Origin of the sequence: Burkholderia sp. MSMB2157WGS (assembly GCF_001532755.1) — a bacterium.
In the GTDB taxonomy this organism is placed as follows: Bacteria; Pseudomonadota; Gammaproteobacteria; order Burkholderiales; family Burkholderiaceae; genus Burkholderia.
Window position 1 is genome coordinate 95989 of record NZ_LPJG01000011.1, and the last position, 26927, is coordinate 122915.

Sequence of the window (26927 nt, forward strand, 5' to 3'; positions counted from 1 at the left end):
CGACCTCGTGGCCGATTCTGCCTCCCCCGTACGCAACGAAAAATATGAACTAACATAAGCCGACTTCACAAAATACGATGTATCGCCATGCTGACCCGACTCAGAGACATGGATGTGCAGTTGCTGCGGCTCTTTCTGACGATCGTCGAAAGCGGCGGCTTCAGCGCCGCGCAGGGTACGCTCGGCATGGCGCCGTCCACGATCAGCACGCAGATGGCCAAGCTCGAGACGCGGCTCGGGTTCCGGCTCTGCGATCGCGGTAAAAGCGGCTTCCGGCTGACGCCGAAGGGCGAACGCGTGCTGCAGTCGACGCGCCGGCTCCTGCACGCGATGGACGTGTTCACGCGCGACACGCAGCACGTATCGGGCACGTTGCTCGGCGAGTTGCGCATCGGCCTGTCCGAGCGGCTCTCGCCCGACGTCGTCGAATCGATCGCGGCGGCCGTCGGGCGCTTTCGCGAGCGCGCGCCGGACGTGCTGATCGAAATGATCGCGGTGCCGCCCGACGAGCTGGAACGCCGACTGCTGAAAGGCGAACTGCACCTCGCGATCGGCTATTTCTCCGGCCATCAGGCCGGCCTGCACTACGCGCCGCTGTTCGTCGAGCATCAGTCGCTGCATTGCGGCGCCCGCCATCCGCTGTTCGCGAAGAAAACCGTGTCGGTCAACGACATCGCCCGCGCGAGCAACGTCGCGCGGCTCTACAAGACGAACACGTCCGGGGCGGCGCTGCGCAACACGCAGCCGACCGCGTTTTCGGAAAACGTCGACGCCGACGTGATCTTCATCCTGTCGGGCGCGCATGTCGGCTTCCTGCCCGACCACGTCGCGGCGCCGTGGGTCGCCGCCGGGAAGATGCGCCGGCTGCTGGCGAGCAAGCTGAGCCACGCGGTCGAATTTCAGCTCGCGACACCGAGGAATTCCGACGGCAGCGAAGCGCTGGATGCGTTCACGGCGGCGCTCGCCGAGCAGTTCGGCGCGCTCGATGCGAACGCAGATGGTTAGCCGGGCGGGCGCGTCGCCCGCGCCGCATCAGACGAGCCGATCCGATGCGATGACCTGCACACCCGGCCGTGCGTCGATCGCCGCGTCGAGCATCGCGCGCGCAATCCGCGCCGCGGGATTCACGCGCCACTTGGCCGGCAGCACCGGCCCGACGGCGCCCAACGCGAACACGAACAGCCGCTCGACGAACCTGAACTCGTCGCGGCTGCCGTCGATCAGGCCCGGTCGCACGTACGTGAGCGAATCGAACCCGACGCCGGCGAGCGCCTGTTCGACCTCGCCCTTCACGCGGTTGTAGAAGATGCGCGATGCGGCGTCCGCGCCCAGTGCGGAATTCAGCACGTAGGTCGGCGTGCCGTGCCGGTGCGCAAGCCGCGCGACCGCGAGCGGATAGTCGTGATCGACGCGGCGGAATGCGGCCTGCGAGCCCGCGACGCGCATCGTAGTGCCGAGCGTGCAGATCACCGCATCGGCCCGCCACCAGTCGGCCGCCTCCGGCAGTCGATCGAAGTCGACCTCCAGCGCGCGCATCTTCGGATGCGGCGACAACGGCCGGCGCGCGAGCACGACGACCTGGTCCACCCGCGCGTCGGCGAGCGCGACTTCGAGGACGTGGCGCCCGACGAGCCCGGTCGCGCCGATGAGCAACAGTTTCATGTCCGGTCGTTCCGTGAGGTGCACGTGTGCGCCAATCGGCAGAAAAAGCCGCGTGCGCGCAGCGTTTCGCCATGCCGCACCGCGGCGAACCCGCCGGTGCGCGGCCGATGAATCAGGCGGGATAGCGACACGATGAACGGTTCGCGCGGGACGGTCAACCGCGACCGCCGCCCCGCCCGCGCCCCGCTATGAACCAAGCGCCGCCTGCCGCGACACGCTCGGCGCCACGCCCGTCCACCGCTTGTACGCCTGCGAGAACGACGAGATGTCGCTGAACCCCAGTTCGTCCGCGATTTCCTTGATCGACAGTCGCCCTTCGGCAATCAGCGTCTGCGCCCGCGCCTTGCGCACCGCATTCGAGATGTCGCGGAAACACGCACCCTCCTCCCGTAGCCGACGCTTGAGCGTGCGCTCGCTCGTGTTCAGCAGCGTCGCGATGTCCTTCAGTTGCGGCGGCCGGTCGAACGGCCGCGTGGACAGGTATTCGTTCAGGAACGACACGAGGTCGACCCGCGTCCGCCGGCGCGCGATCAGCTCCGCGCACATGCGCTCGCACATCGCGGCCGTCGCGGCATTGGCCTGCGGCAACGGCCGTTCGAGGTGCGCATGCTCGAACGTGATCGCATTGGCTGGCCGCCGGTACCGGACCGGCGTGCCGAGCACGTGCCGGCCGCCGGGTTCGGCGTCGTACGCGAGGTCGAACGTCGCGAGCGTGAACGCGCTGCCGATCACGTCGCGCAGCACGCGGCACGCGGCGCCCATCGCGCGCTCGACGAAGAAGCGCTGCAGCGGCGCGGACAACTCCGGCGCCGCGTCGAACACGATCGTGCCGTGCCGCCCCGCGCGACGGTACGTCATCCCGACGAATGTATAGGTCAGAGCCAGATACCGGCCCGCGAGCGCGACCGCATCCATCCCGGTCGCGCTGCTCAGCAGCCCGTATCCGAGCAATCCGTAGGCGGAAAGCTGGTACGACAGGCCGACCGTCAAGCCCACGCCCGGCTCGTCGCCGGCCAGCGCGAGCAGGTTCGACGCGACGGCCCGTTCCTGCGCGGCCAGCACCGTGAAATCCGGATCGGCGAGTTGCTTCAGCGTGAGCTGCGAGCCCTTCAGCAGCGCGGCCGGCGCGATCCCGCGGTCGCGCCCGAACGCGATCATCAGCAGGACGGAAGCCGGGCTGCGGACAAAGTTCCAGACGTTCATCGGGCGCCTCGTGACGTGTGTTGGCCTCGATTCTAAAGCGGTTGGCCCGCGCCAGCATGGGCGAGCGCCGCGTGCCGCGCGATGATGGCTCCATCGCAACCGCCCTTTCACTCGACCGACCGGAGTCCGATGCCATGTCCAGGACCTATGCAGATCAGCCCGTCTGGCGCGCCATGCAGGCGTTCCTGCCGCCCGACTTCCAGTGGGCGGCCGATCGCCACCCCGACGAGCAATGGTGGCGCTGGAGGGGCCATCGCCTCCATCTCGATACGTATCGCAATCCCCGCGCGCAGGTGAAGGCGATCCTGTTCCATGGCGTCGGCACGAACGGACGGCAGATGTCGATGATCGTCGGCGAGCAACTGGCACGCCGCGGCTACGAGACGATCGCGGTCGACATGCCCGAATACGGGATGACCGAAGTGGCGCGCGGCGCGCTGGTGCGCTACGACGACTGGGTGCGCGCCGGCAGCGACCTGATCGACGCGGAGCGCGCGAAGGACGATCGGCCGATCGTGCTGTACGGGTTGAGCGCGGGCGGCATGCTGACGTACCACGTCGCCGCGCTGAACGGGAAAGTCGACGGCATCGTCGGCATGACTTTTCTCGACCAGCGCCTGCAGCAGGTGCGCGACGAAACCGCGCGCAATCTGTTCATGAGCCGCGTCGGCGGCCCGATGACGCACTTCGCCGCGAAGACGCCGCTGCGCGCCATGCGCATCCCGATGTCGCTCGCGAGCAAGATGCATGCGCTCGTGAACCGCGACGACGCGCTGAAGGTATGGATGTCCGACCGGACCTCGGCCGGCAACGCGATGACGATGGCGTTCCTCGATTCCTACATGTCGTACCGGCCGGTGGTCGAGCCGGAGGATTTCTCCGTGTGCCCGATCCTGCTCACGCAACCGGCCGCGGATCGCTGGACGCCGCTGCATCTGAGCGAGCCGTTCCTCGCGCGAGTTCGCCACGTGCCGGTCAAGGTCGAGATGCTGGAGAACGCCGGTCACTATCCGCTCGAGCAGCCGGGATTGTCGCAGATGGTCGAAGCGATCGACGCGTTCTATCGTGACGTGACGACGCGCCACGCCGGTCCGGGCGCGCTTGCCTGATACCCGGCGCATACGCGGCCAGCCGTTTCGGAGCGGTTCCGGCACGGCGGCCGGCCGCGCACGCCCGCCGCCCGACGCACGCCGATGCGCGCGCGGCGCTGCGGCGCGCGCGTCCGGCGAGCGCGTCACACGTGCAGCGCGTGCCCGAGCGCACGCAGCGCCGCTTCCTGAAGCGCCTCGCCGAGCGTCGGATGCGCGTGAATCGTGCCGCCGATGTCTTCGAGCCGCGCGCCCATCTCCAGCGACTGCGAGAACGCCGCGGCCAGCTCCGACACCCCGCGCCCGACCGCCTGCCAGCCGACGATCACGTGATCGTCGCGCCGCGCGACGACGCGCACGAACCCGTCGGTCGCCTGCAACGTCATCGCGCGCCCGTTCGCCGTGAACGGGAACGATGCGCTCAGGCAGTCGACGCCGGCCGCGTGCGCGTCGTCCGGCGACCAGCCGGCCGTCACGATCTCGGGATCGGTGAAGCACACGGCCGGAATCGACGCGGGCGTGAACCGGCGACGCCGGCCGGCGATCAGCTCGGCCACCATCTCGCCTTGCGCCATCGCGCGATGCGCGAGCATCGGTTCGCCCGCGACGTCGCCGATCGCCCAGACGTTGCGCATCGAGGTCCGGCACGCGTCGTCGATCCGCAACGCGCGCCCGTTGCGATCGAGCAGCAGCGACTCGAGCCCGAACCCGTCGACGCGCGGCCGCCGGCCGACGGCAACCAGCACGCGATCGGCCGGCAGCGTGTGCTCGGCGCCGTCGGCCGCCTGCACGCGCACCGCGCCGTGCGCGTCCAGCCCGAGCACCTTGTGGCCGAGCCGCAGCCGCACGCCGAGGCGCGCGAGCGAATCGGCAACCGGCCGCACGAGTTCGGCATCGTACGCAGGCAGCACGCGCTCGGCCGCTTCGACGACGCTGACGTCGACGCCGAGCTTGCGATAGACGATCCCGAGTTCGAGCCCGATATAGCCGGCCCCGACGACGACCAGCCGCTTCGGCAGCGTCGCGGGCGACAGCGCCTCGGTGGACGACACGACATGCCCGCCGAACGGCATCGACGGCAGTTCGACCGGCTCGGACCCGGTCGCGAGCAGCAGGTGTTCGCAACCGATCCGCACCGCATGGCCGCCGCCGACGACTTCGACGGTCTTGCCGTCGATCACGCGCGCTTCGCCGTGCAGCACGCGCACGCCGTTCTTCTTGAGCAGCGCGCCGACGCCGCGCGTCAGCCGGTCGACGATGCCGTCCTTCCACGCGACGCTTTTCGCGATGTCGATCTCGGGCGTGCGCACTCGGATCCCGAGCGCGCCCTCGCCGGCATGACCGCACGCCTGTTCGAACGCGTCGGCCACGTGGATCAACGCCTTCGACGGAATGCAGCCGATGTTCAGGCAGGTGCCGCCGAGCCGCTCGCGTTCGACGAGTACCGTCGGAATGCCGAGCTGGCCGGCGCGGATCGCGGCGACGTAGCCGCCCGGGCCGCCGCCGACGACGAGCAGTGTGGTGTGTTCGTTCTTCATCGGCTCACTCCACGAACAGCAGCGCCGGGCGCTCGAGCACCGCGCGCACGGCCTGGATGAATTCGGCCGCGTCCGCGCCGTCGACGACGCGATGGTCGAACGACGACGACAGGTTCATCATCTTGCGCGCGACGACCGCGCCGTCGCGGATCATCGGCCGCTCGACGATCCGGTTCACGCCGACGATGCCGACTTCCGGATGATTGATCACCGGCGTCGATACGATGCCGCCGAGCGCGCCGAGGCTCGAGATCGTGATCGTCGACCCGCTCAGCTCGTCGCGCTGCGCGCGGTTCGCGCGCACCGCATCGGCAAGCCGCGCGATTTCCGCCGAGATCGACCACACGTCGCGCGCTTCCGCATGCCGCAGCACGGGCACCGTGAGGCCGCCGTCCGTCTGCGTCGCGACGCCCATGTGCACCGCGCCGTAGCGCGTGACGACGCCCGCTTCGTCGTCGAAACGCGCGTTGATCTGCGGGAAGTCGCGCAGCGCGATCACCATCGCGCGGATCAGCAGCGGCAGCGGCGTGAGCTTGCCGCGCGTGTCGCCGTGGCGGCGGTTCAGTTCCGTGCGCAACGATTCGAGCTCGGTGACGTCGATCTCCTCGACGTAGCTGAAATGCGGGATGCGGCGCTTCGCCTCCTGCATCTTGCGCGCGATCGCCCGCCGCAAACCGATCACCGGCACTTCGGTTTCGTCGTGGCGTTCGTCGTAGCCGCGCGGTTGCGACCCGTGCGCCGGGCTGCCGCCGGTGCGCGCATACGCGTCGAGATCCGCATGCAGGATCCGCCCGGCTTCGCCGGTGCCGCGCACGTAGCGCAGCTCGATGCCCATGTCCCACGCGCGCTGACGCACGGCCGGCGACGCGAGCGGCCGTTCGCCGGGCGCGAGCGCCGCGCGCGGCGGCGCAACCGGTTCGTCGCGGTGCGGTTTCGTCGGTGCGCGCGGCGCCGCGGGCTGCGCAGGCGGCTCGGCCGGCGCGTCGGCCGCCGGCTTCGACGGCGCCGCCGCCGAGACCGGTGCGGTTTCCACCTTCGTTTCCCGCACCGGCGCCGCGGCCTTCAGGTTGCCGTCGCCTTCGACTTCCAGCCGTATCAGCTCGCTGCCGACCGCCATCATCTCGCCGATCCGGCCGCCCAGCTCGATCACCTTGCCCGCCACCGGCGACGGAATCTCGACCGCCGCCTTGTCGGTCATCACGTCGGCGAGCGGCTGGTCTTCCTTGATCGTCTGCCCGACTTCCACATGCCAGGCCACCAGCTCGACCTCGGCGATCCCTTCGCCGATATCCGGCATCTTGATGACATGAATCCCCATCTCACGCCTCCATCACGCGTCGCAACGCTTCACCGACCCGGGCCGGGCCCGGAAAGTACGCCCACTCCTGCGCATGCGGATATGGCGTGTCCCAGCCCGTCGTGCGCTCGACCGGCGCTTCGAGGTGGTAGAAGCAGTGCTCCTGGACCAACGCCACGAGCTCCGCGCCATAGCCGCAGGTGCGCGTCGCCTCGTGCACCACGACGCAGCGCCCGGTCTTGCGCACCGACGCGACGACCGTGTCGAGATCGAGCGGCCACAGCGTGCGCAGGTCGATCACTTCCGCGTCGATGCCCGTCTCCTCGGCCGCGGCGAGCGACACGTGCACCGTCGTGCCGTACGTCAGCACCGTCACGTCGCTGCCGGGCCGCACGACGGCGGCCGTATCGAGCGGCACCGTGTAGTAGCCCTCGGGCACCGCGCTCGCCGGATGCTTGAGCCACGACGTGACGGGCCGCTCGTGATGGCCGTCGAACGGCCCGTTGTACAGCCGCTTCGGCTCGAGGAAGATCACCGGATCGTCGTTCTCGATCGACGCGATCAGCAACCCTTTCGCGTCGTACGGATTCGACGGCATCACCGTGCGCAACCCGCACACCTGCGTGAACATCGCCTCCGGGCTCTGACTGTGCGTCTGCCCGCCGTAGATGCCGCCGCCGCACGGCATCCGGATCGTCATCGGCGCGGTGAACTGGCCGGCCGAGCGATAGCGTAGCCGCGCGCCTTCCGACACGATCTGGTCGGAGGCCGGGTAGAAATAGTCGGCGAACTGGATCTCGCAGACCGGCCGCAACCCGTACGCACCCATCCCCACCGCCGCGCCGACGATCCCGCCTTCCGAGATCGGCGCATCGAACACGCGCGACTTGCCGTATTTGTTCTGCAGTCCTTCGGTACAGCGGAACACGCCGCCGAAATAGCCGACGTCCTGCCCGAACACGACCACGTCGCCGTCGCGCCCGAGCATCACGTCCATCGCGGAGCGCAGCGCCTGGATCATCGTCATCGGCTGCGTCGCCGTCCCTGTCTCGTGTTGCGCCATGATCACGCTCCCAGTTCCTGGCGCTGACGGCGCAGGTGCGCGGGCAGCTCCTTGTACACGTCGTCGAACATTGACGCCGGCGACGGAATCCGGTCGTCGGCCAGCGTCCCGTACTTCTCCGCTTCCTTCTGCGCGGCGATCACCTCGGCCTCGAGCTCGGCCGTCAACGCGTCTTGCGCGCTGTCCGACCAGATGCCCTTCACGATCAGGTGGCGCTTGAAACGCTCGATCGGATCGCCGAGCGGGAAATGGGACCAGTCGTCGCTCGGCCGGTACTTGGTCGGATCGTCCGACGTCGAATGCGCGCCCGCGCGGTAGGTCACCCACTCGATCAGCGTCGGGCCGAGATTGCGGCGCGCGCGTTCGGCCGCCCAGCTCGATGCCGCGTAGATCGCGAGGAAGTCGTTGCCGTCCACGCGCAGCGACGCGATCCCGCAGCCGACGCCGCGCCCGGCGAAGGTCGTGCCCTCGCCGCCCGCGATCGCCTGGAACGTCGAGATCGCCCACTGGTTGTTGACCACGTTCAATACGACCGGCGCGCGGTACACGTGCGCGAACGTGAGCGCCGTATGGAAATCGGCTTCGGCCGTCGCGCCGTCGCCGATCCACGCGGACGCGATCTTCGTGTCGCCCTTGATCGCCGACGCCATCGCCCAGCCGACCGCCTGGATGAACTGCGTCGCGAGGTTGCCGGAAATGGAGAAGAAGCCGGCCTCGCGATCCGAGTACATCACCGGGAGCTGGCGGCCCTTCAGCGGATCGCCTTCGTTCGACATCAACTGGCAGATCATGCGCTCGAGCGGCACGTCGCGTGCGATCAGGATGCTCTGTTGCCGGTAGGTCGGAAAGCACATGTCGCCGTCGCGCAGCGCCATCGCGTGCGCGGTGCCGATCGCCTCTTCGCCGAGGCTCAACATGTAGAAGGAGATTTTCTTCTGGCGCTGCGCGATCATCATGCGCGCGTCGAAAATGCGGGTCTTGAGCATCGCGCGCAGCCCGGCGATCAGGCGCGCATCGTCGAGATCGGGCGCCCACGGGCCGACGGCCCTGCCGCTGTCGTCGAGCACGCGCACGAGGCTGCGGGCGAGATCGGCGGTGTCCGCCGCGGCAACGTCGATCGGCGGGCGGCGGACGGCGCCGGCCGGCGATAGATGCAGATAGGAAAAATCCGTCTTGCAGCCCGGGCGCCCGGTGGGCTCCGGCACATGCAGACGCAATGGCTCTGACAGGCTCATCGTGTCGTCTCCACGCTCGATTGTGTCTCACGCTGTTTGGGAACGCGCGGGCCGGTTGCCGGCCTGCGCGCGAGCTGACGCGCGGATAAGCACGTCAACCTTGGAAATCTATGCCTTGCGGCGGCGGGCGTCGATGCCCAAGCCGCTCGTTCGCGGTGAGCAGATTTGCCATGACGGATCGCCGCGGCGCGTGAGGTGCGGCCGGCGGAGTCGGCGCAGCACGGGTTTGCTGCGGTGCAGGGTCGTCGAGCGGGCGACGATCGGGCGTCGCCGACGGATCGACGCGTCCCGATCATGTGAGGGTACGAAGCAAAAGACCCCGGGGGGAATCCTGGGATCTCCTCGGGGTCTTTCGTCGGGTTCGGGCGCTTGCGCGCCCGGTTGCCGGCTTACTGCGATGCGCGATCGATCACGCGTCGGGACGGAACAGATCGAAGCGGCTGTCGGGCGTCACGTGCACGTAGGCCGACGGGCCGCCCGCACGAAGAATGATGCCCGCGCCGAACGTGTCGAAAATGCCGTCCTTCAGCAGGTCATGGCGGATATGGACGGCGACGACCTCGCCGAGCACCAGCGTGGCCGGCGTCTCGACGCCGTGGTGATCGCGCAGCCGGATCACGTCCGTCACCTTGCATTCGAAGTTCACGCCGCTTTCCGCGACGCGCGGCACGTCGACGAGGCGCGACGGCACCGCGGTCAAGCCGCCCAGTTCGAATTCGTTCACGTCGTACGGCACGGCGGCGCAGGTCTGGTTCATCTGCTCGGCGAGATCGCGTGTCGCGAGATTCCACACGAACTCACCGGTCTCCTGCACGTTGCGCACGCTGTCCTTCGCGGCGGTGCTCGAAAAGCCGATGATCGGCGGGCGATAGTTGAACGCGTTGAAGAAGCTGTACGGCGCGAGATTGAGCGTGCCGTCGCTGCCGCGGGATGAGATCCAGCCGATCGGGCGCGGGCCCACGATCGCGTTCAACGGATCGTGCGGCAGGCCGTGGCCTTGCGACGGCTCGTAATAGTGATGGGTCGAGTCGGTCATGACGAGAGGCTTGCAAGAGGCGAACTGCGTTGGAATGCGTCGGTAAGACGCGCGTGCCAAGTATCACATGGCGGCGCTTTCGTCGCATTGGCGCGCAGCGCGAGCCGCACGCACGTGCCGCCTACAAGCATCCGCACCAAACAAAAAACCCGCGAGCGCTGCATTTCTCGCGGGTTTTATACACCTTCATCGAATCGAATCGCGTTGGGCGATCGATGGTGCCGGGGACCGGACTTGAACCGGCAAGCCAATTAAGGCGGCGGATTTTCGTCACACTGCTTCTTTCGAAGCCGGCGTCGCGTGCGCGAACCGTTCGTGCGCTGGACTATGCCTTCACCGTCGCGCGCGGGCGTGACCGCTGCCCGTGCGCCTTAGGTGCCCCCCGTCTAGTCTCTACACCTTCCTCGCGCGTGCCGCGAGGCTTGGCTCGGCGTTGCCTCGATGCGCACATCAGGGGTTTCGCCGAATTTGAAGGGTTCTGCACCGACCGTTTCCGGCCGGGCACTCAATCGTTTAAGTCCGCTATGTTTACCAATTTCATCACCCCGGCAAGAGGGCGGACGCGATTCTACCATTGCTTGGCGCATGCGTTCCCTCATTCCGTCGCGCCGCATCGCGACACCGGCCATCGTCGCACCGTTTCCTCCCGCGCATTCGGCACCGATACGACACCGATACCGCACGGCCAACGATTTCGTCCCGCGCCGCACCTTCGGCCGATACAATCGACCGCGCGTGTCGGACGGCCTGAACCGTCTGACGTTTGTATCGTGCTCATCGCGAAACAAGCGTCGCATGCGTCATCGCGAAGTCACAAACGTTTTCGATAATTCCCCGGCCGAAAACGTTTACATCGCATGACTTCATGACCTCGACCATCAAGGACGTCGCCGCCCTCGCGGGCTTCTCGATCGCCACCGTTTCGCGTGCGATCAACGCGCCGCACACGGTCAGCCCCGCCACGCTGCAGACGATCCGCACCGCCATCGACACGCTGCAGTTCCGCCCGAGCCCGCTCGGCCGGCAACTGCGCGGCGAGCGCACGCGGCTCGTCGGCGTCGTCGTGCCGACGCTGTCGAACCCGGTGTTCGCCGACTGCCTGCAAGGCATCGATGCGCTCGCGACCGCGGCCGGCTTCAAGCTGATCCTGATGACGACCGAATACGACGCGGCACGCGAACGTCATGCGATCGAGACGCTGCGCGAGCAGCGCGTCGAAGGGTTGATCCTCACCGTCGCCGATGCGGATACGCACCCGCTGCTCGACATGCTCGACCGCGACGGCCCGCACTACGTGCTGATGCACAACGACACGCAGCGCCGTCCGTCGGTGTCGGTCGACAACCGCCGCGCCGCCTACGACGGCGTGAAGATGCTGACCGCGCACGGTCATCGCCGCGTGCTGATGCTGGCCGGTTCGCTCGCGGCGTCGGATCGCGCGCGCCAGCGTCATCTCGGTTACGCGCAGGCACTCGAGGAAATCGGCGTGGCGCCGTTGCCGCCCGTCGAAGTCGACTTCAACGCGCCCGAGCTGCCCGATGCGGTGCTCGCGCACCTCACCGCGCACGCCACGCGCCCGACCGCCCTCTTCTGCAGCAACGACCTGCTCGCGATGGTCGTGATGCGCGGCCTGCGTCGCGCGGGTTTCTCGATTCCCGACGACCTGTCGGTGCTCGGCTTCGACGGGATCGCGATCGGCGAGTTGCTCGCGCCGCCGCTCGCGAGCGTCGCGACGCCGAACCGCGACATCGGCCGCCACGCCTGGCAGCGTCTCGTCGAATCCATCGGCGGCGCAGCGATCGACCGCACGTCGATGATCCTGTCGCATGCGGTGCGCGACGGCGCGACGATTGCGCCGCCGGCCGCCGAGCTGCACTTGCGCAAGGCGTGACCGCAGGCCCCGTCCACGCACACCGATACCACACCACCCCAGCGCCACACCCACTCGCCCGGAGACTCACCGTGTCCTTTCGCCTGACCTCGCTGCTGCGCGCGCTCGCCGCGCCGCTCGCCTGCGCCGCGCTCGTCGCCGGCGCCCCCGCGGCCCACGCCGACGAAACGGCGATCTGTTACAACTGCCCGCCCGAATGGGCCGACTGGGCCGCGCAGATCGCCGCGATCAAGCAGAAGACCGGCATCCGCGTGCCGTTCGACAACAAGAACTCGGGCCAGTCGATCGCGCAGTTGATCGCCGAGCAAAAGAGCCCGGTCGCCGACGTCGTCTACCTCGGCGTGTCGTCGGCGTTCCAGGCGAAGGACAAGGGCGTGATCGCGCCGTACAAGCCCGCACACTGGAACGACATCCCCGCGAACCTGAAGGACCCGCAAGGCTACTGGTTCGCGATCCACTCGGGCACGCTCGGCTTCTTCGTGAACAAGGACGCGCTCGACGGCAAGCCGGTGCCGCGTTCGTGGGCCGATCTGCTGAAGCCCGAATACAAGGGCATGGTCGGCTATCTCGATCCGTCGAGCGCGTTCGTCGGTTACGCGGGCGCGGTCGCCGTCAACCAGGCGCTCGGCGGCAGCCTCGACAACTTCAAACCGGGCCTCGACTGGTTCCGCAAGCTGAAGGCGAACGCGCCGATCGTACCGAAGCAGACCGCGTATGCACGCGTGCTGTCCGGCGAGATTCCGATCCTGCTCGACTACGACTTCGATGCGTATCGCGCGAAATACAAGGACAACGCGAACGTCGAGTTCGTGATCCCGAAGGAAGGCACGATCGCGGTGCCGTACGTGATGAGCCTCGTGAAGGGCGCGCCGCACGACGCGAACGGCAAGAAGGTGCTCGACTTCGTGTTGTCCGACGAAGGCCAGAAGCTGTGGGCCAACGCATATCTGCGCCCGGTGCGCGCGCAGGCGCTCGGCGCCGACGTCGCCGCGAAGTTCCTGCCGGCGAGCGAATACGCGCGGGCGAAGTCGGTCGATTTCGGCAAGATGGCGGCCGGCCAGCAGGCGTTCGGCCAGCAGTACCTGCAGGTGATGCAGTAAGCGGCCGGTCCCACGTCATGCTCGACCTGACTTTCCCGCTGCGCTGGCGCGTCGCGCTCGTCGCGCCGGCGCTGGCGGTATTCGCCGCGTTCTGGCTGCTGCCGATGGCTGCGCTCGTGCAGGTGTCCGCCGACGGCGCCTTCTTCTCGCACTACGCGGCGCTGCTCGGCAACGCGCGTTACATGAAGAGCCTCGGCGAGACGGTTGCGCTGTCCGCGGGCGTCACGCTCGCGACGCTCGCGCTGTCGACCGTTTCCGGCCTGCTGCTCGCGCGCCGCGAATTTGCCGGCAAGCGCGTGCTGCTCGCGTTGCTCACGTTTCCGCTCGCGTTCCCGGGCGTCGTCGTCGGCTTCATGGTGATCATGCTCGCGGGGCGCCAGGGGCTGATCGGCATGCTGTCGGCGAAGCTCGTCGGCGACAAGTGGGTGTTCGCCTATTCGGTGGCGGGCCTGTTCGTCGGCTACCTGTACTTCTCGATTCCGCGCGTGATCGTCACCGTGATCGCGGCCGCGTCGAAGCTCGACGGGTCGCTCGAGGAAGCCGCGCGTTCGCTCGGCGCGTCGCCGTGGCGCATCTTCGTCGACATCGTGCTGCCCGCGCTCGCGCCGGGGCTGATCGCGGCCGGCGCGATCTGCTTCGCGACCGCGATGGGCGCGTTCGGCACCGCGTTCACGCTCGCCACCAATCTGAACGTGCTGCCGATGACGATCTATACCGAATTCACGCTGAACGCGAACATCGCGACGGCGGCCGGCCTGTCGATTGTGCTCGGCATCGTCACCTGGGCCGTGCTCGCGCTCGCGCGCCGCTTCACCGGCCACACCGCCGCCGCGGCGGCCTGAGGATTCCCGCATGCAATCGCTTTCCGGTTCTTCCGCGCCGTCGCCGGCCCCCGCCCCGGCCCCCTTGCAGACGAAGCGCGCCGCGCGGCATGCGCCGCGCGTCGCCGGCGCGCGTGCGATCGCCACGCTGCAATGGGGCGTCACGCTGCTGCTGTGCGCGTTCCTGATCGTGCCCGTCGTGATGTCGGTGCTCGCGGGCCTCACCGTCAACTATTTCCGCGGCCTGTCGAGCGGCCTCACGCTGCGCTGGCTCGAACAAGTGTGGCAGCAGTATCACGGCTCGGTCGCGCTGTCGCTCTACGTCGCGTTCGCGACGCTCGCGATCGTGCTCGTCGTCGGCGTGCCGGCCGGCTATGCGCTCGCGCGCAGCAAGAGCCGTATCGCGCGTGCGATCGAGGAAGCGCTCGTGCTGCCGGTCGCGCTGCCGGGGCTGGCTTCGGCGCTCGCGCTGCTGGTCGTGTACGGCGGCTTCACCGCATTCCGGATGAGCCTGTGGTTCATCGTCGTCGGCCACGTCGTGTTCACGCTGCCGTTCATGGTGCGCGCGGTGGCGGCCGTCGCGGCCGGCGCCGACCTGCGCACGCTCGAGGAAGGCGCGGCGAGCCTCGGCGCGTCGTTCGTCACGCGTTTCGTCACGATCGTGCTGCCGAACCTGCGGCCCGGGATCGTCGCCGGCGCGCTCGCGGTGCTCACGCTGTCGATCGGCGAATTCAATCTCACGTGGATGCTGCACACGCCCGACACCAAGACGCTGCCGGTCGGGCTCGCCGATACGTATGCGTCGCTGCGCCTCGAAGTCGGCAGCGCATACACGATCGTGTTCCTGCTGATGACGCTGCCGCTGCTCGTCGCGATGCAGTGGCTCGGCGTCGATCCGTCCGGTACGCGCGCGCCGAAGAAGCGCCCGCGCTGATTTCTTGCAGACATGAAACTCGATTCCACTCCCATCACCTTGACCGGCTGCGCGAAGACGTTCCGCGGCACCCGCGTGCTCGAACCGCTCGACCTGTCGATCGGCGCCGGCGAAACGCTCGTGCTGCTCGGGCCGTCGGGCTGCGGCAAGACGACCACGCTGCGCCTGATCGCGGGTCTCGACACGCCGGACGCCGGCGGCAAGATCGCATTCGGCGACGACGACGTCACCTTGCTGCCGATCGAGCGCCGGCAGGTCGGCATGGTGTTCCAGAACTACGCGCTGTTTCCGAACCTGACGGTGCGCGGCAACGTCGGCTACGGGCTGAAGATCCGCAAGACCGAACCGCGCGCGTTGCGCGAACGCGTCGACGAACTGCTCGCGATGATGCGGCTCGACGCGCATGCGGACAAACCGGTCGATCAACTGTCGGGCGGCCAGCGTCAGCGCGTCGCGCTGGCGCGCGCGCTCGCGGTGCGTCCGCGCGTGCTGCTGCTCGACGAACCGCTGACCGCGCTCGACGCGAAGCTGCGCGACGTGCTGCGCCGCGACATGAACACGCTGCTGCGCGCGCTCGGCGTGACGACCGTCTACGTGACGCACGACCAGGCCGAGGCGATGGAGCTCGGCGACCGGATCGTCGTGATGGGCGCGGGCCGCATCGAGCAGATCGGCACGCCGCGCGAGATCTACTATCACCCCGCGAACCGGACGGTCGCGCAGTTCATCGGCACGCTGAACCGGCTGGCGGGCCAGTGGCGCGACGGCGCGCTCGCAACGACGGGCGGTGCGATCGTCACGCCGCATGCGGCCGACGAATGGTTCTTCCGCCCCGAGGATGCGCAGCTCGTCGATCCCGCGCATGCGCCGCTGCGCGGCGCGGTGGGCGCGTGCGCGTTCCTCGGCGAGCGCACGCGGCTCACGATCGAGCATGCGGCGCCCGACGCGCTCGTGATCGACGTACCGGGCCGCATCGCGCTCGCACGCGGTACGGCGGTCGGCCTCACGATCGCGCCGGAAGGCCTGATCGCGCTCGGCGCGTAAGCCTTCGATCGGGCATCATTCACGCAACACCCCACGGCGGCGCACGCCGCCGGGACGACAACCAGACAATTCCGAGGAACGACGATGCTGCTTGCTCAAATCAGCGATCTCCACATCAAGCGCCCGGGCCAGCTCGCGTACCGGCGCGTCAATACGGCGGCCGCGCTCGCCCGCTGCATCGCGAAGCTGAACGCGCTCGTGCCGCGCCCCGACGCCGTGCTCGTCACCGGCGACCTGACCGACTTCGGCCACGACGAGGAGTACGGCAATCTGCGCGGGCTGCTCGCGGCGCTCGAGATTCCGTACTACCTGATGATCGGCAATCACGACGACCGCGCCGGATTGCGCCGCGCGTTCGCCGATCGCGCCGAGCTGCAGGACGGCGAATTCGTGCAGTACGCGCTCGACGTCGGCGCGGTGCGCGTGCTCGCGCTCGATTCGCAAGTGCCGGGCGCGAGCCACGGCGACCTGTGCGACGCGCGCCTCGCGTGGCTCGCCGCGCAGCTCGACGCCGCGCGCGACCGGCCGGTGATCGTCGCGCTGCATCACCCGCCGTTCGCGTCGGGCATCGGCCACATGGACAGGCTGCGTCTCGCGCCCGCCGCCGCCGCGAAACTCGATGCGCTGCTGCGCGGTCATCCGAACGTCGAGCGCGTGCTGTGCGGCCACGTGCACCGCACGATGTTCACACGCTTCGGCGGCACGCTCGCGTGCGCGGTGCCGTCGCCCGCGCACCAGGTCGCCTTCGACCTGCGAGCCGATGCGCCGTCCGCATTCCGGCTCGAACCGCCGGCGTTCGCGGTCCATCGTCATGCACCCGAGACGGGGATGACGTCGCATCACGTCTACGTGGACGAAGGGGCGGGGCCGTATCCGTTCTATGAGCCGACTGGCGAGCTGGTCGACTGACCGACGTGAAGCGCGTGCCGTGACCGGCGGCGGCCGGCCGGTTGTGCCGGTTGTGCCGGTTGTGCCGGTTGTGCCGGTTGTGCCGGTTGTGCCGGTTGTGCCGGTTGTGCCGGTTGTGCCGATTTGCCGATTTGCCGATTTGCCGATTTGCCGGTTCGCCGGTTCGCCGGTTCGCCGGTTCGCCGGTTCGCCGGTTCGCCGGTTCGCCGGTTCGCCGCCGGCAGGATTCACGCCGCTCCGGTATGATCGGCAACCTCGACCGGCGCCCGGCCCGCCTGCGCACCCGACGCGTGCGCCGCCTGCCGCGCCGCCCCACTCCGTGCCTGCCGCCATGTCCACCGCCTCCACCGACCGTCCGACCGACGCCGCCTCGCCCCACTACTCGCGCAGCCTGCTGTTGCTGCTCGCGACGATCGCGGGCGTGTCGGTCGCGAACATCTACTACAACCAGCCGCTGCTCGACAGCTTCCGCTCGACCTTTCCGGACGGCGCATCGTGGATCGGCGCGGTGCCGACCGCGACGCAGCTCGGCTATGCGGCCGGCATGTTCCTGCTCGCGCCGCTCGGCGACCGCTTCGATCGCCGCGGGCTGATCCTGCTGCAGATCGCGGGGCTGTCGATCGCGCTGATCGTGGCGGCCACCGCGCCGTCGCTGGCCGTGCTCGCGGCCGCGAGCCTCGCGATCGGCATCCTCGCGACCATCGCGCAGCAGGCCGTGCCGTTCGCCGCCGAAATCGCGCCGCCGGCCGAACGCGGCCACGCGGTCGGCACCGTGATGAGCGGCCTGCTGCTCGGCATCCTGCTCGCGCGGACCGCCGCCGGCTTCGTCGCCGAGTATTTCGGCTGGCGTGCGGTGTTCGCCGCATCGGTCGCGGCGCTCGTCGCACTCGCCGTCGTGATCGTGTTGCGGCTGCCGCGCAGCTCGCCGACGTCGACGCTGTCGTACGGCAAGCTGCTCGGCTCGATGTGGCACCTGGCCGTCGAACTGCGCGGGCTGCGCGAGGCGTCGCTGACGGGCGCCGCGCTGTTCGCGGCGTTCAGCGCGTTCTGGCCGGTGCTCACGCTGCTGCTCGCCGGCGCGCCGTTCCATCTCGGCCCGCAGGCGGCCGGCCTGTTCGGGATCGTCGGCGCCGCGGGCGCCCTCGCCGCGCCGTATGCGGGCCGCTTCGCGGACACGCGCGGCCCGCGGGCGATCATCTCGCTCGCGATCGCGCTGCTCGCGCTGTCGTTCGTGATCTTCGCGCTGTCGGGGTCGAGCCTCGTCGGGCTCGTGATCGGCGTGGTCGTGCTCGACGTGGGCGTACAGGCCGCGCAGATCTCGAACCAGTCGCGCATCTATGCGTTGAAGCCCGACGCGCGCAGCCGCGTCAACACGGTGTACATGGTGTGCTATTTCATCGGCGGCGCGCTCGGCTCGTCGGCCGGCGTCGCCGCATGGCGCGCGTTCGGCTGGACCGGCATGTGCGCGGCCGGCCTGCTGTTTACCGCGCTCGCCGGCTGGTCCCACCATCGCGGCGGCCGGCGCGGCTGAGCGCGGCCGGCCACCGCGGCGTCACGCGTCGGTGCGCGAGGCGGCCGGCTCGGCGGCGGCGGGCGGCGGCGCGAACGCCGGGGCCGGGTCGATCACTGCGCCGGGATCCATCACCGCCGCGGGCGCCGGCACCGCGAGCGGGACAGCGGAAGGCGCGAGGATGGGCGCCGCATCCGGCGTGGCGATCGGCTCGGCGACGGCAGAAGCGTCCGCCGCACCGGCCTGCTCGGCCGCGACGGCCGGCGAACCGGTGGCCGTGGCCGCCGCCGCGGGCCGGCGCGCCGGATCGAACACGAACGACAACCCGACGCTGCCGAGGATCGCGACGGTCGCGACCACGGTCGCCATCGTCACCGGTTCGCCCAGCAGCAACGCACCGAGCGCGACCGCGACGATCGGATTCACGTACATGCAACTGCTCGCGATGATCGGGCTCGTGTGGCGAATCAGATAGCCGTACGCGACGTACGCGGCCATCGTGCAGAACACCATCAGGTACACGAACGCGAACACGGACCCGACGGCCAGCTGTTCGACGCGTTCGCCGAGCAGCCACGCGACGATCGTCGACATCAGCCCGCCGAGGCCGATCTGCAGCGACGTCGACAGAAACAGGTCGGACGGCAGCTTGAGCCGCGTCGCGAGATGCGCGCCGCCTGCCCAGAACAATGCGCCGGCCAGCACGCAGATCGTGCCGAGCGCCGAGTTCGCGGCGGCCGCGCCGCCCGAATTCAGCACGACGATGCCGACCATCCCCAGCGCGACGGCCGCCCATTCGCCCTTCGTCACCGGCCGCCCGGCGACCGCCGCGATCACGGTCGCGAACAACGGCACCGTGGCCACCATCACCGCGGCCGAACCGCTGCTGACCGTGCGCATGCCGAGCGCGATCGTGCCGGACGACAACGCGACGAGCATCGTGCCGACGATCGCCGCGTTGCGGATTTCCAGCAGCGTCGGCCATTCGGGCTTGCGCCGCAGCGCGAAGATGAACAGGCCGACCCCGCCGAGCAGGTTGCGCAGCCCCGACAGCAACAGCGGCGGGAACGATTGCAGCGCGAAATGCAACCCGCTGTAGGTCGAGCCCCAGACGAAATAGATGAAGACGAGCGCGAGCGCCACACGGCCGCCGCGGCTTTGCGGCAGGCGGATCCGGAACGAAAAGCGGGCGAGGAAATCGAGGAGGCGGTCGAGCGGCGTCATCGTGCGGCCCGCCCGCACGTCACGCCGCGTGCCCCGCTGAAAGACGCCGGCGATGCCGGCAAACGATCCACGCGGGACCGGGAAGGCAGAGCGAACGTGCGGAACGACATGGCAGTGCGAACGGCGACGAAAGAGAACCGGCGAGCGGCGGCAAAAGGCAAAAAAAACGTGCGCAACCGTATCCGGTGCACACGCTCGGCATTATGGCATCAAGGATTCGAAAGCATCGTCGGACCTGTCTGAAAGCATATCGACTGATGTTTCGGCGCGACATTTTTCGCGCGACGCCGGAGGAAAGCGGCGGCTGGAAAATGGGGCTCGACATTGCCGCCCGTGCCGCATTCGGCCCATCGCGCGCGAGCCGTCGGCCGAACGGCCAGTTGTGCATGGCCGTCGCCGTTTCGCCCTTATCGTGACGGGGCGACGCGTGCTGCGCGCCGCACGCTCCGTTCGAACTGCACCTTCACGCTCATACAAAATTTTGTATAATCTTGCCATTCTCCCGCCGAAGCCGGTCGTTTTCATCGGCAGCGCCCTCGACGCGCTTCGCGATTTCCCACCTGCCGTACGACGCGAAGCCGGTCATCAAATCGATCAGGTGCAGCGCGGCCTGGCGCCCGACGACTGGAAACCGATGCGCACCATCGGCGTCGGCGTACGGGAGATTCGCCTGCGCGACGCGAGCGGCGCGTTCCGGATCGTCTACGTCGCGACGTTTGCCGACGCGGTCTATGTGCTGCACTGCTTCCGGAAGCAATCGGCACGCACGTGCAAGGCCGATATCGAACTGGCCGCCCGGCGCTATCGCGCCCTGTTGACGGAGTGGAAACGATGACCAACGAACGCTACAAGAGCATCTGGGACGCGATCGAGGAACAGCCGGCCGAGGCCGAGAACATGAAGCTGCGGTCCGAACTGATGATCGCGCTCAAGCAACGCCTGGCGCAGCTTGAACTGAGCCAGGCGCAGGCCGCGAAACTGCTGGGCGTCACGCAGCCGCGCGTGTCCGACCTGATGCGCGGCAAGATCAACCTGTTCGCACTCGACGCGCTCGTCAACATGGCGGCGGCGGCCGGCCTGCACGTCGAGCTTCAGGTGCGGGAATCCGCATGACGCCCATGCGCGATGCATTGCGGCGCGCATGCGCCGGTCACGAGCCGCCGAACCAGTTGTACCCTTGATCGACCCAGTAGCCGCCCGGAAACGTATCGGTCACGAAGATTTCCATGATGTGCTTCGGGTTTTTGTAGCCGAGCTTGGTCGGCATCCGCAGCTTCATCGGGAAACCGTATTCCGGCGGCAGACGGCGGCCGTCGTAGTCGAACGCGAGCAGCGTCTGCGGATGCAGCGCGGTCGGCATGTCGATGCTTTCGTAGTAATCGTCGGCACATTTGAAGCCGACGTATTTCGCACCGGTATCGGCACCCGCGCGTGCGAGAAACGCGCCGAACGGCGTGCCGCCCCAGCGGCCGATCGCACTCCACCCTTCCACGCAGATATGCCGCGTGATCTGTTCCGCGTGCGGCAGCGCCCGAAGCTCGTCGAGCGTCCACACGCGCTTGCCCGTCACGCGGCCGGACAGCACGAGCCGATACGTCGATGCGTCGACGTGCGGCACGTCGTCGATCCCGTAGTACGCATTGAACGGGAACGGCCGCGTGATGTCGGCTTCGGTGTAGGTCGGCGCGAGCCGGTCGGGGCTGAACAGCCATGCCTGCACGCGATCGTTCATGCGCGACACTTTCTCGAGGAACGTGTTGACCGACGCGTCGTCCTGCAACGTGCAGCCGGTCAGCATCGCGAGGCCGCCGAGCGTCAGCACGCGCCGGTTGAAGAGCCGTCGCGACGGCATCTCGAGCGTGCGGCGCACGTCGAGTTCGAGCGACTGCCGATCGAGCGTCCAGCGCGGCTCGCCGCGGTTTTTTTCGGATTCCGACATGATGATTTCCTTCGCCCGCGACGCGCGGGTCAGCGGCCGCGCAGCATCGCGAGCAGCGAGCGCGGCACCAGCAACGCCATCGCGACGTGAACGACGACGAATGCGACGAGCAGCGACATCGCCCAGAAGTGCACGACGCGCGCAGCGTCGTAACCGCCGAACAGCTCGCGCAGCAGCGGAAACTGCACGGATTTCCAGATCGTGAGGCCCGACAGCACCAATACGACGAGATCGACGATCGCGATCAGGTACGCGGCACGCTGCACCGCGTTGTAGACGCTCAAGTCGTCGTGCGACAGCCGGCCGCCGAGCGCGGCGCGCACGTCGCGCCACACCGACGCAGGCGTGACCGGCAGCAACTTGCGCGCGAAGCGCCCCGTCGCGATCGACATCGCGAGGTAGAACAGCCCGTTGCCGACCAGCAGCCACATCGCCGCGAAATGCCATTGCAGCGCGCCGCCGAGCCAGCCGCCGAGCGTGATGCCGTGCGCGAACGTGAACGACGGATAGATCGGCGACGCGTCGTAGATGCGCCAGCCGGACAACACCATGAGGATCGCCGCGAGCGCGTTGAGCCAGTGGCTCGCGCGCACCCAGCGCGGATGGATCGTCGGCGCGGGCGGCGGCACGCCCGCGCGATCCGTGACAGGAACCGTTTGCATGATGATGACTCCCGGGATGAAGCGGCGGGACGCGGTGCGCGCCGGCAACCGGCCGGTCGCGCCCCGCACGCGTTCGTCAGTTCGACGGGCTCATCGCGTCTTTCTTCATCGCGTCGTCCTTTTTCATCGCGTCGTGGCCCATCGCGTCCTTCTTCATCGCATGCTTCTTCATGCCGTCCTTCTTCATCGCGCCGTCCTTCGCCATCGCGTCGTGGCCCATCGCGTCCTTCGACATCGACATGCCGTCCTTCGACATTGCGTCGTTCTGCGCGTGAGCGCCCGTTGCGATCGTGGCAAGTGCGGCGACACAGGCGGCGAGGAATACGTTTTTCATGACATCTCTCCGATACATGGGTTTGGGAGCCGAATAGACGGAGGACGCCGCCGGAAATGACAGCGATGTCGAAAAATTTTTTGAAGCCGGAAACACGGGATGGAAATGCTGCACTGCCCGCCTCTTCCGTCCCGGACGACATCGCGCGTCGACGGCCGCGCTTGCTGCGGCGCACCGTGCGCGCGCCGGCGGTCGCGATCCGCCCGTCGCCCGGCGGCATCGGCTTCGCACCCGGTTGAAACCGCCGGCAAGCCGGTGTATCGTGTGCCCTTGCTAACGCGGGGGTCCTGCAATGCGTTGGGTCGAACGACCGGCATTGCGGGTGAGAAATACCCTTTGAACCTGATCTGGATAATGCCAGCGCAGGGAAGCGTACGGATTTCGCCGCCATCCTTCTGACGAAATCCGCCGCCTCACCAAGCCTCGTCTCCTGCTTAGCTCGAGCCCCACATTCGTCAAGGGCTCCGGGCAAGCGCCGAAGCGCCTGTCCGGCGCCCGCACAGGAGATTGCATGAACGCCAATCCGAAGTTTCTGTCCGCCGACGCCCACGTCGACGCCGCTGCCGTCGCGCCGCTGCCCAACTCGCGAAAGGTGTATGTAACCGGCTCGCAGCCCGACATCCGCGTGCCGATGCGTGAAATCACGCAGGCCGACACCCCGACCGGCTTCGGCGGCGAAAAGAATCCGCCGATCTACGTGTACGACACGTCGGGCCCCTACACCGATCCGGACGCGAAGATCGACATCCGCGCGGGCCTGCCCGCGCTGCGCCAGCGCTGGATCGAAGCGCGCGGCGACACCGAGGTGCTCCCCGGCCTGTCGAGCCAATACGGCCTCGAGCGCGCGGCCGATCCGGCCACCGCCGACCTGCGCTTTCCGGGCCTGCACCGCAACCCGCGCCGCGCGCAGGCCGGCAAGAACGTCACGCAGATGCACTACGCGCGTCAGGGCATCATCACGCCGGAAATGGAATACATCGCGATCCGCGAGAATCAGCGCCGCGCCGAGTACATCGAGAGCCTGAAGTCGAGCGGCCCGAACGGCGCGAAGCTCGCCGCGATGATGGGCCGCCAGCACCCGGGCCAGGCATTCGGCGCCGCGGCCTTCGGCGCGAACGCGCTCGCCGAGATCACGCCCGAGTTCGTGCGCGACGAAGTCGCACGCGGCCGCGCGATCATTCCCGCGAACATCAACCACCCTGAATCCGAGCCGATGATCATCGGCCGCAACTTCCTCGTGAAGATCAACGCGAACATCGGCAACTCGGCCGTCACGTCGTCGATCGGCGAGGAAGTCGACAAGATGACGTGGGCGATCCGCTGGGGCGGCGACACGGTGATGGACCTGTCGACCGGCAAGCACATCCACGAAACGCGCGAGTGGATCATCCGCAACAGCCCGGTGCCGATCGGCACGGTGCCGATCTACCAGGCGCTGGAGAAGGTCAACGGCAAGGCCGAGGACCTGACCTGGGAAATCTTCCGCGACACGCTGATCGAGCAGGCCGAGCAAGGCGTCGACTACTTCACGATCCACGCGGGCGTGCGCCTGCAGTACGTGCCGCTCACCGCGAACCGGATGACGGGCATCGTGTCGCGCGGCGGCTCGATCATGGCGAAGTGGTGCCTCGCGCATCACAAGGAAAGCTTCCTGTACGAACACTTCGAAGAGATCTGCGAGATCATGAAGGCGTACGACGTGAGCTTCTCGCTCGGCGACGGTCTGCGCCCCGGCTCGATCTACGACGCGAACGACGAAGCGCAGCTCGGCGAGCTGAAGACGCTCGGCGAGCTCACGCAGATCGCGTGGAAGCACGACGTGCAGGTGATGATCGAAGGCCCCGGCCACGTGCCGATGCAGTTGATCAAGGAGAACATGGATCTGCAGCTCGACTGGTGCAAGGAAGCGCCGTTCTACACGCTCGGGCCGCTGACCACCGACATCGCACCGGGTTACGACCACATCACGTCGGGCATCGGCGCCGCGATGATCGGCTGGTTCGGCACCGCGATGCTGTGCTACGTGACGCCGAAGGAGCACCTGGGCCTGCCGAACAAGGACGACGTGAAGGAAGGCATCATCACGTACAAGCTCGCCGCGCACGCCGCCGACCTCGCCAAGGGTCACCCGGGCGCGCAGGTGCGCGACAACGCGCTGTCGAAAGCGCGTTTCGAGTTCCGCTGGGAAGACCAGTTCAACATCGGTCTCGACCCGGACAAGGCGCGCGAATTCCACGACGAGACGCTGCCGAAGGATTCGGCCAAGGTCGCGCACTTCTGCTCGATGTGCGGCCCGCATTTCTGCTCGATGAAGATCACGCAGGACGTGCGCGAATTCGCGGCCCAGCAGGGCGTGTCGGAAACCGAGGCGCTGAAGAAAGGGATGGAGGTCAAGGCGGTCGAGTTCGTGAAGACCGGCGCCGAGATCTACCACCGTCAGTAAGCGCGCCGCGAGCCGCACCGGCTCGCATCGCGATGCACGCAGCCCGCTTTCGAGCGGGCTTTTTTGCGCATGTCGCGTGCCTGCCGGCCCAGACGAAACAATTGATTACGAAACCGCGCGAGCCTTAACAAGTCCTTACAGCAGCGTCGCGGGACGGCGCGTAGATTGGGGACATGCGCGGCCGCCAGCCGGTCGTGCGCCTTCCGTTCACTACCACAAGGACAACGATCATGAACTCGATTCGGCGTTTTGGGGTATGCGCTCTGCTCGTCGCGACGGTGGCCAGCCTGTCGGCCTGCGATTCGATGTCGCGACGCCAGCGCGATACGGCAATCGGTGCGGGTGTCGGCGGCGTCGCCGGCGCGGCGATCGGCGGCAACGCGCTGTCGACGCTGGGCGGCGCGGCGGCCGGCGGCATCATCGGTAACCAGGTCGGCAAGTAAAGCAGTCGCATCGGCCGGTTGGGCGACGCCCAGCCGTCGGCCTGTCGGTTCAACGGCGTTTCCGCACTGCGGAAGCGCCGTTTTCGCATGCGGCATCGCAGCCGGTCCGGCCGCGGCCCGGAAATGATCGGTTACCGTTTCTCATACCGTGTCATCGGTACTCGGCCTAAGCTTCAAGCATCTGCCGATGGCCGGCTTTCGCCGGAGACACACGATGAACAGGACCTTCGTCGCCGCGGCGCTCGCCTGCACGACGCTCGCCGGCTGCTATTACCCGTACGGCTACTATCCGGGCGGCTATTACACGGCGGCGCCCGTGCCGGTACAGCCCGCGCCCGTGTATGTCGATCCCGGCCCCGCCTACTACTATCCGGCCCCCGCGTATGCGCCCGCGTGGGGCAGTTATTGGGGCCCCGCGCTGTCGCTCAATTTCGGCTTCGGCGGACGCGGCGGCTGGCGTCATCACTGATCGATCGCGCCGCCGGCGTGTGGCCGTCCGCCGTCGGCGCCAAGCGGCGCAATTCCCGTTTCTTGTCGTTTCATCCGATCGTGAAACGACGGTGCGGTAACGCGGTGTAAGATTCGTCGCATCCCGTCCCCGCCCTCGCCGATCGATGTCGCCCAAGAACGCTTTCCTGCTGACCGTGCTCGCCGCCCTGTGGGGCGCCTCCTTCCTGTTCATCCGGATCGGCGTGGTCGATTTCGGCGTCGCGCCGTTGATGGCGCTGCGCGTGGGCATCGGCGCGCTGTTTCTCGCGGGCTTCGCGCTGACGCGCTTCAAACCCGCCGATCTCGGCGCCCGGCTGCGCCGTCATGCGTGGCCGCTGTTCGTCGTCGGCGCGCTGAATTCGGGCATCCCGTTCTGCCTGTTCGCGTTCGCCGAGCTGACGCTGTCGGCCGGCGTGACGTCGGTGATCAACGCGACGACGCCGCTGTGGGGCGCACTCGTCGCTTACCTGTGGCTGAAGGACAAGCTGTCGCTGCCGCGCGCGCTCGGCCTCGTCATCGGGTTTGCCGGCGTGCTCACGCTCGTGTGGAACCAGATCGCGAACGCGCACGGCGACACGGGCGCCGCAGCGACCGCGCTCGCCGCGGCGGCCGCGCTCGGCGCGACGCTGCTGTACGGCATCGCGGCCAACTATACGAAACGCAAGCTCGGCGGCGTCGATCCGCTCGTCAACGCGGCCGGCAGCATGATCGGCTCGACCGTCCTGCTGCTGCCGTTCGCGATCGCGACGTGGCCGGCCGCGCCGGTCGGCGCGCACGCATGGGGCGCGGTGCTCGCCCTCGGCATCGCGTGCACGGGCATCGCGTATTTCATCTTCTTCTACCTGATCGCGCATATCGGGCCCGCCCGCGCCATTACCGTGACGTTCGTGATCCCCGTGTTCGGGCTGCTGTGGGGCGCGCTGTTCCTCGGCGAACACGTGTCGGTCGTGATGATCGAAGGCTGCGCGATCGTGCTCGTCGGCACCGCGCTCGCAACCGGCGTGATCAAGCGGATTCCCGGCGTCCGACCGCGCGGCGGCGAAGCGGCCTGACGATCGGCGC

Annotated in this window: 27 protein-coding genes and 1 riboswitch; of the genes, 16 read left to right on the forward strand and 11 right to left on the reverse strand. The window is 68.3% G+C overall.

The genetic code is table 11. The features are described 5' to 3' along the window. The first annotated feature begins 87 nt into the window (after positions 1-87). Positions 88-1005 (forward strand): LysR family transcriptional regulator, encoded by a 918-nt coding sequence (locus WT53_RS05120; RefSeq protein WP_059782590.1) that lies wholly within the window; start codon positions 88-90, stop codon positions 1003-1005. A gap of 27 nt (positions 1006-1032) precedes the next feature. Here the strand turns inward: WT53_RS05120 and WT53_RS05125 are convergent, their stop codons facing one another. Both WT53_RS05125 and WT53_RS05130 read right to left on the reverse strand, forming a co-directional pair. Beyond that, complete coding sequence (locus WT53_RS05125) at positions 1033-1662, reverse strand: NAD(P)H-binding protein (protein ID WP_059782762.1); 630 nt, start codon at positions 1660-1662, stop codon at positions 1033-1035. Between the two features lie 186 nt (positions 1663-1848). Further along, entirely contained in the window at positions 1849-2865 is a 1017-nt protein-coding gene (locus WT53_RS05130; RefSeq protein ID WP_060258724.1) for an AraC family transcriptional regulator, read from the reverse strand. A gap of 134 nt (positions 2866-2999) precedes the next feature. On the opposite strand from WT53_RS05130, the gene WT53_RS05135 reads away from it, so the two are divergent. Beyond that, the gene (locus tag WT53_RS05135) at positions 3000-3974 is read left to right on the forward strand and encodes an alpha/beta hydrolase (protein ID WP_059824125.1); all 975 of its coding nucleotides are present in this window, start codon (positions 3000-3002) and stop codon (positions 3972-3974) included. 125 nt (positions 3975-4099) lie between these two features. Here WT53_RS05135 and lpdA read toward each other — a convergent pair whose 3' ends face one another. From lpdA to WT53_RS05160, 5 genes are all read right to left on the reverse strand, one after another. After that, positions 4100-5491, reverse strand: a complete 1392-nt coding sequence (gene lpdA / locus WT53_RS05140; RefSeq protein WP_060258727.1) for a dihydrolipoyl dehydrogenase — start codon at positions 5489-5491, stop codon at positions 4100-4102. Between the two features lie 4 nt (positions 5492-5495). Next, entirely contained in the window at positions 5496-6809 is a 1314-nt protein-coding gene (locus tag WT53_RS05145) for a dihydrolipoamide acetyltransferase family protein (RefSeq protein WP_059824128.1), read from the reverse strand. Position 6810: 1 nt separating this feature from the next. Further along, positions 6811-7851, reverse strand: a complete 1041-nt coding sequence (locus tag WT53_RS05150; protein ID WP_034206903.1) for an alpha-ketoacid dehydrogenase subunit beta — start codon at positions 7849-7851, stop codon at positions 6811-6813. A gap of 2 nt (positions 7852-7853) precedes the next feature. Further along, a complete protein-coding gene (locus tag WT53_RS05155) occupies positions 7854-9086 on the reverse strand; it encodes a 3-methyl-2-oxobutanoate dehydrogenase (2-methylpropanoyl-transferring) subunit alpha (RefSeq protein ID WP_060258731.1) in 1233 nt (410 codons plus the stop codon). Positions 9087-9495: 409 nt separating this feature from the next. Continuing rightward, a complete protein-coding gene (locus WT53_RS05160) occupies positions 9496-10122 on the reverse strand; it encodes a flavin reductase family protein (protein ID WP_060258734.1) in 627 nt (208 codons plus the stop codon). 865 nt (positions 10123-10987) lie between these two features. On the opposite strand from WT53_RS05160, the gene WT53_RS05165 reads away from it, so the two are divergent. From WT53_RS05165 to WT53_RS05195, 7 genes are all read left to right on the forward strand, one after another. After that, positions 10988-12013, forward strand: coding sequence for a substrate-binding domain-containing protein (locus tag WT53_RS05165; RefSeq protein WP_060258737.1), 1026 nt, complete (start codon positions 10988-10990; stop codon positions 12011-12013). Positions 12014-12084: 71 nt separating this feature from the next. Continuing rightward, positions 12085-13113 (forward strand): ABC transporter substrate-binding protein, encoded by a 1029-nt coding sequence (locus tag WT53_RS05170; protein ID WP_034206871.1) that lies wholly within the window; start codon positions 12085-12087, stop codon positions 13111-13113. 17 nt (positions 13114-13130) lie between these two features. Next, on the forward strand, positions 13131-13955 hold the full coding sequence (locus tag WT53_RS05175) for an ABC transporter permease (protein ID WP_060258741.1): 825 nt from the start codon (positions 13131-13133) through the stop codon (positions 13953-13955). Between the two features lie 10 nt (positions 13956-13965). Continuing rightward, the gene (locus WT53_RS05180; RefSeq protein ID WP_060258745.1) at positions 13966-14868 is read left to right on the forward strand and encodes an ABC transporter permease; all 903 of its coding nucleotides are present in this window, start codon (positions 13966-13968) and stop codon (positions 14866-14868) included. Positions 14869-14880: 12 nt separating this feature from the next. Next, positions 14881-15912 carry an ABC transporter ATP-binding protein gene (locus tag WT53_RS05185; RefSeq protein WP_034206868.1) on the forward strand — a complete coding sequence of 344 codons (1032 nt, stop codon included), beginning with the start codon at positions 14881-14883 and terminating at the stop codon, positions 15910-15912. Positions 15913-15996: 84 nt separating this feature from the next. Next, a complete protein-coding gene (locus tag WT53_RS05190; protein WP_060258749.1) occupies positions 15997-16821 on the forward strand; it encodes a phosphodiesterase in 825 nt (274 codons plus the stop codon). Positions 16822-17152: 331 nt separating this feature from the next. Next, on the forward strand, positions 17153-18352 hold the full coding sequence (locus WT53_RS05195; RefSeq protein ID WP_060258752.1) for an MFS transporter: 1200 nt from the start codon (positions 17153-17155) through the stop codon (positions 18350-18352). A 21-nt stretch (positions 18353-18373) separates the two neighbouring features. On the opposite strand, the gene WT53_RS05200 is transcribed toward WT53_RS05195, so the two are convergent. Further along, positions 18374-19555, reverse strand: a complete 1182-nt coding sequence (locus WT53_RS05200) for an EamA family transporter (RefSeq protein ID WP_059782759.1) — start codon at positions 19553-19555, stop codon at positions 18374-18376. A gap of 481 nt (positions 19556-20036) precedes the next feature. Here WT53_RS05200 and WT53_RS05205 point away from each other — a divergent pair, with 481 nt between their 5' ends. Together WT53_RS05205 and WT53_RS05210 are read left to right on the forward strand one after the other, a co-directional pair. Further along, positions 20037-20390, forward strand: a complete 354-nt coding sequence (locus WT53_RS05205; RefSeq protein ID WP_059782568.1) for a type II toxin-antitoxin system RelE/ParE family toxin — start codon at positions 20037-20039, stop codon at positions 20388-20390. Then, on the forward strand, positions 20387-20668 hold the full coding sequence (locus WT53_RS05210) for a helix-turn-helix domain-containing protein (RefSeq protein WP_034206864.1): 282 nt from the start codon (positions 20387-20389) through the stop codon (positions 20666-20668). Before WT53_RS05205 ends, WT53_RS05210 begins: the two co-directional genes overlap by 4 nt. Positions 20669-20705: 37 nt before the next feature. On the opposite strand, the gene WT53_RS05215 is transcribed toward WT53_RS05210, so the two are convergent. The 3 genes from WT53_RS05215 to WT53_RS05225 all read right to left on the reverse strand — a co-directional run bounded on the left by WT53_RS05215 (position 20706) and on the right by WT53_RS05225 (position 22490). Continuing rightward, positions 20706-21494, reverse strand: a complete 789-nt coding sequence (locus tag WT53_RS05215) for a molybdopterin-dependent oxidoreductase (protein ID WP_034206863.1) — start codon at positions 21492-21494, stop codon at positions 20706-20708. 29 nt (positions 21495-21523) lie between these two features. Continuing rightward, a complete protein-coding gene (locus WT53_RS05220) occupies positions 21524-22156 on the reverse strand; it encodes a cytochrome b/b6 domain-containing protein (protein ID WP_060258756.1) in 633 nt (210 codons plus the stop codon). A 76-nt stretch (positions 22157-22232) separates the two neighbouring features. Then, the gene (locus tag WT53_RS05225) at positions 22233-22490 is read right to left on the reverse strand and encodes a pentapeptide MXKDX repeat protein (protein ID WP_034206862.1); all 258 of its coding nucleotides are present in this window, start codon (positions 22488-22490) and stop codon (positions 22233-22235) included. Positions 22491-22546: 56 nt separating this feature from the next. On the opposite strand from WT53_RS05225, the gene WT53_RS33365 reads away from it, so the two are divergent. From WT53_RS33365 to WT53_RS05245, 5 genes are all read left to right on the forward strand, one after another. Next, positions 22547-22729: a hypothetical protein gene (locus WT53_RS33365; protein WP_156447859.1), complete on the forward strand. Its 183-nt coding sequence runs from the start codon at positions 22547-22549 to the stop codon at positions 22727-22729. A 31-nt stretch (positions 22730-22760) separates the two neighbouring features. Next, positions 22761-22877: riboswitch (TPP riboswitch) on the forward strand. A 124-nt stretch (positions 22878-23001) separates the two neighbouring features. Further along, positions 23002-24933, forward strand: coding sequence for a phosphomethylpyrimidine synthase ThiC (gene thiC, locus WT53_RS05230; RefSeq protein ID WP_034206861.1), 1932 nt, complete (start codon positions 23002-23004; stop codon positions 24931-24933). A 230-nt stretch (positions 24934-25163) separates the two neighbouring features. After that, entirely contained in the window at positions 25164-25376 is a 213-nt protein-coding gene (locus WT53_RS05235) for a glycine zipper 2TM domain-containing protein (protein WP_011545020.1), read from the forward strand. Between the two features lie 214 nt (positions 25377-25590). Further along, complete coding sequence (locus WT53_RS05240; protein ID WP_027784015.1) at positions 25591-25845, forward strand: hypothetical protein; 255 nt, start codon at positions 25591-25593, stop codon at positions 25843-25845. 145 nt (positions 25846-25990) lie between these two features. Beyond that, complete coding sequence (locus WT53_RS05245) at positions 25991-26917, forward strand: DMT family transporter (protein WP_060258759.1); 927 nt, start codon at positions 25991-25993, stop codon at positions 26915-26917. Positions 26918-26927 lie beyond the last annotated feature (10 nt).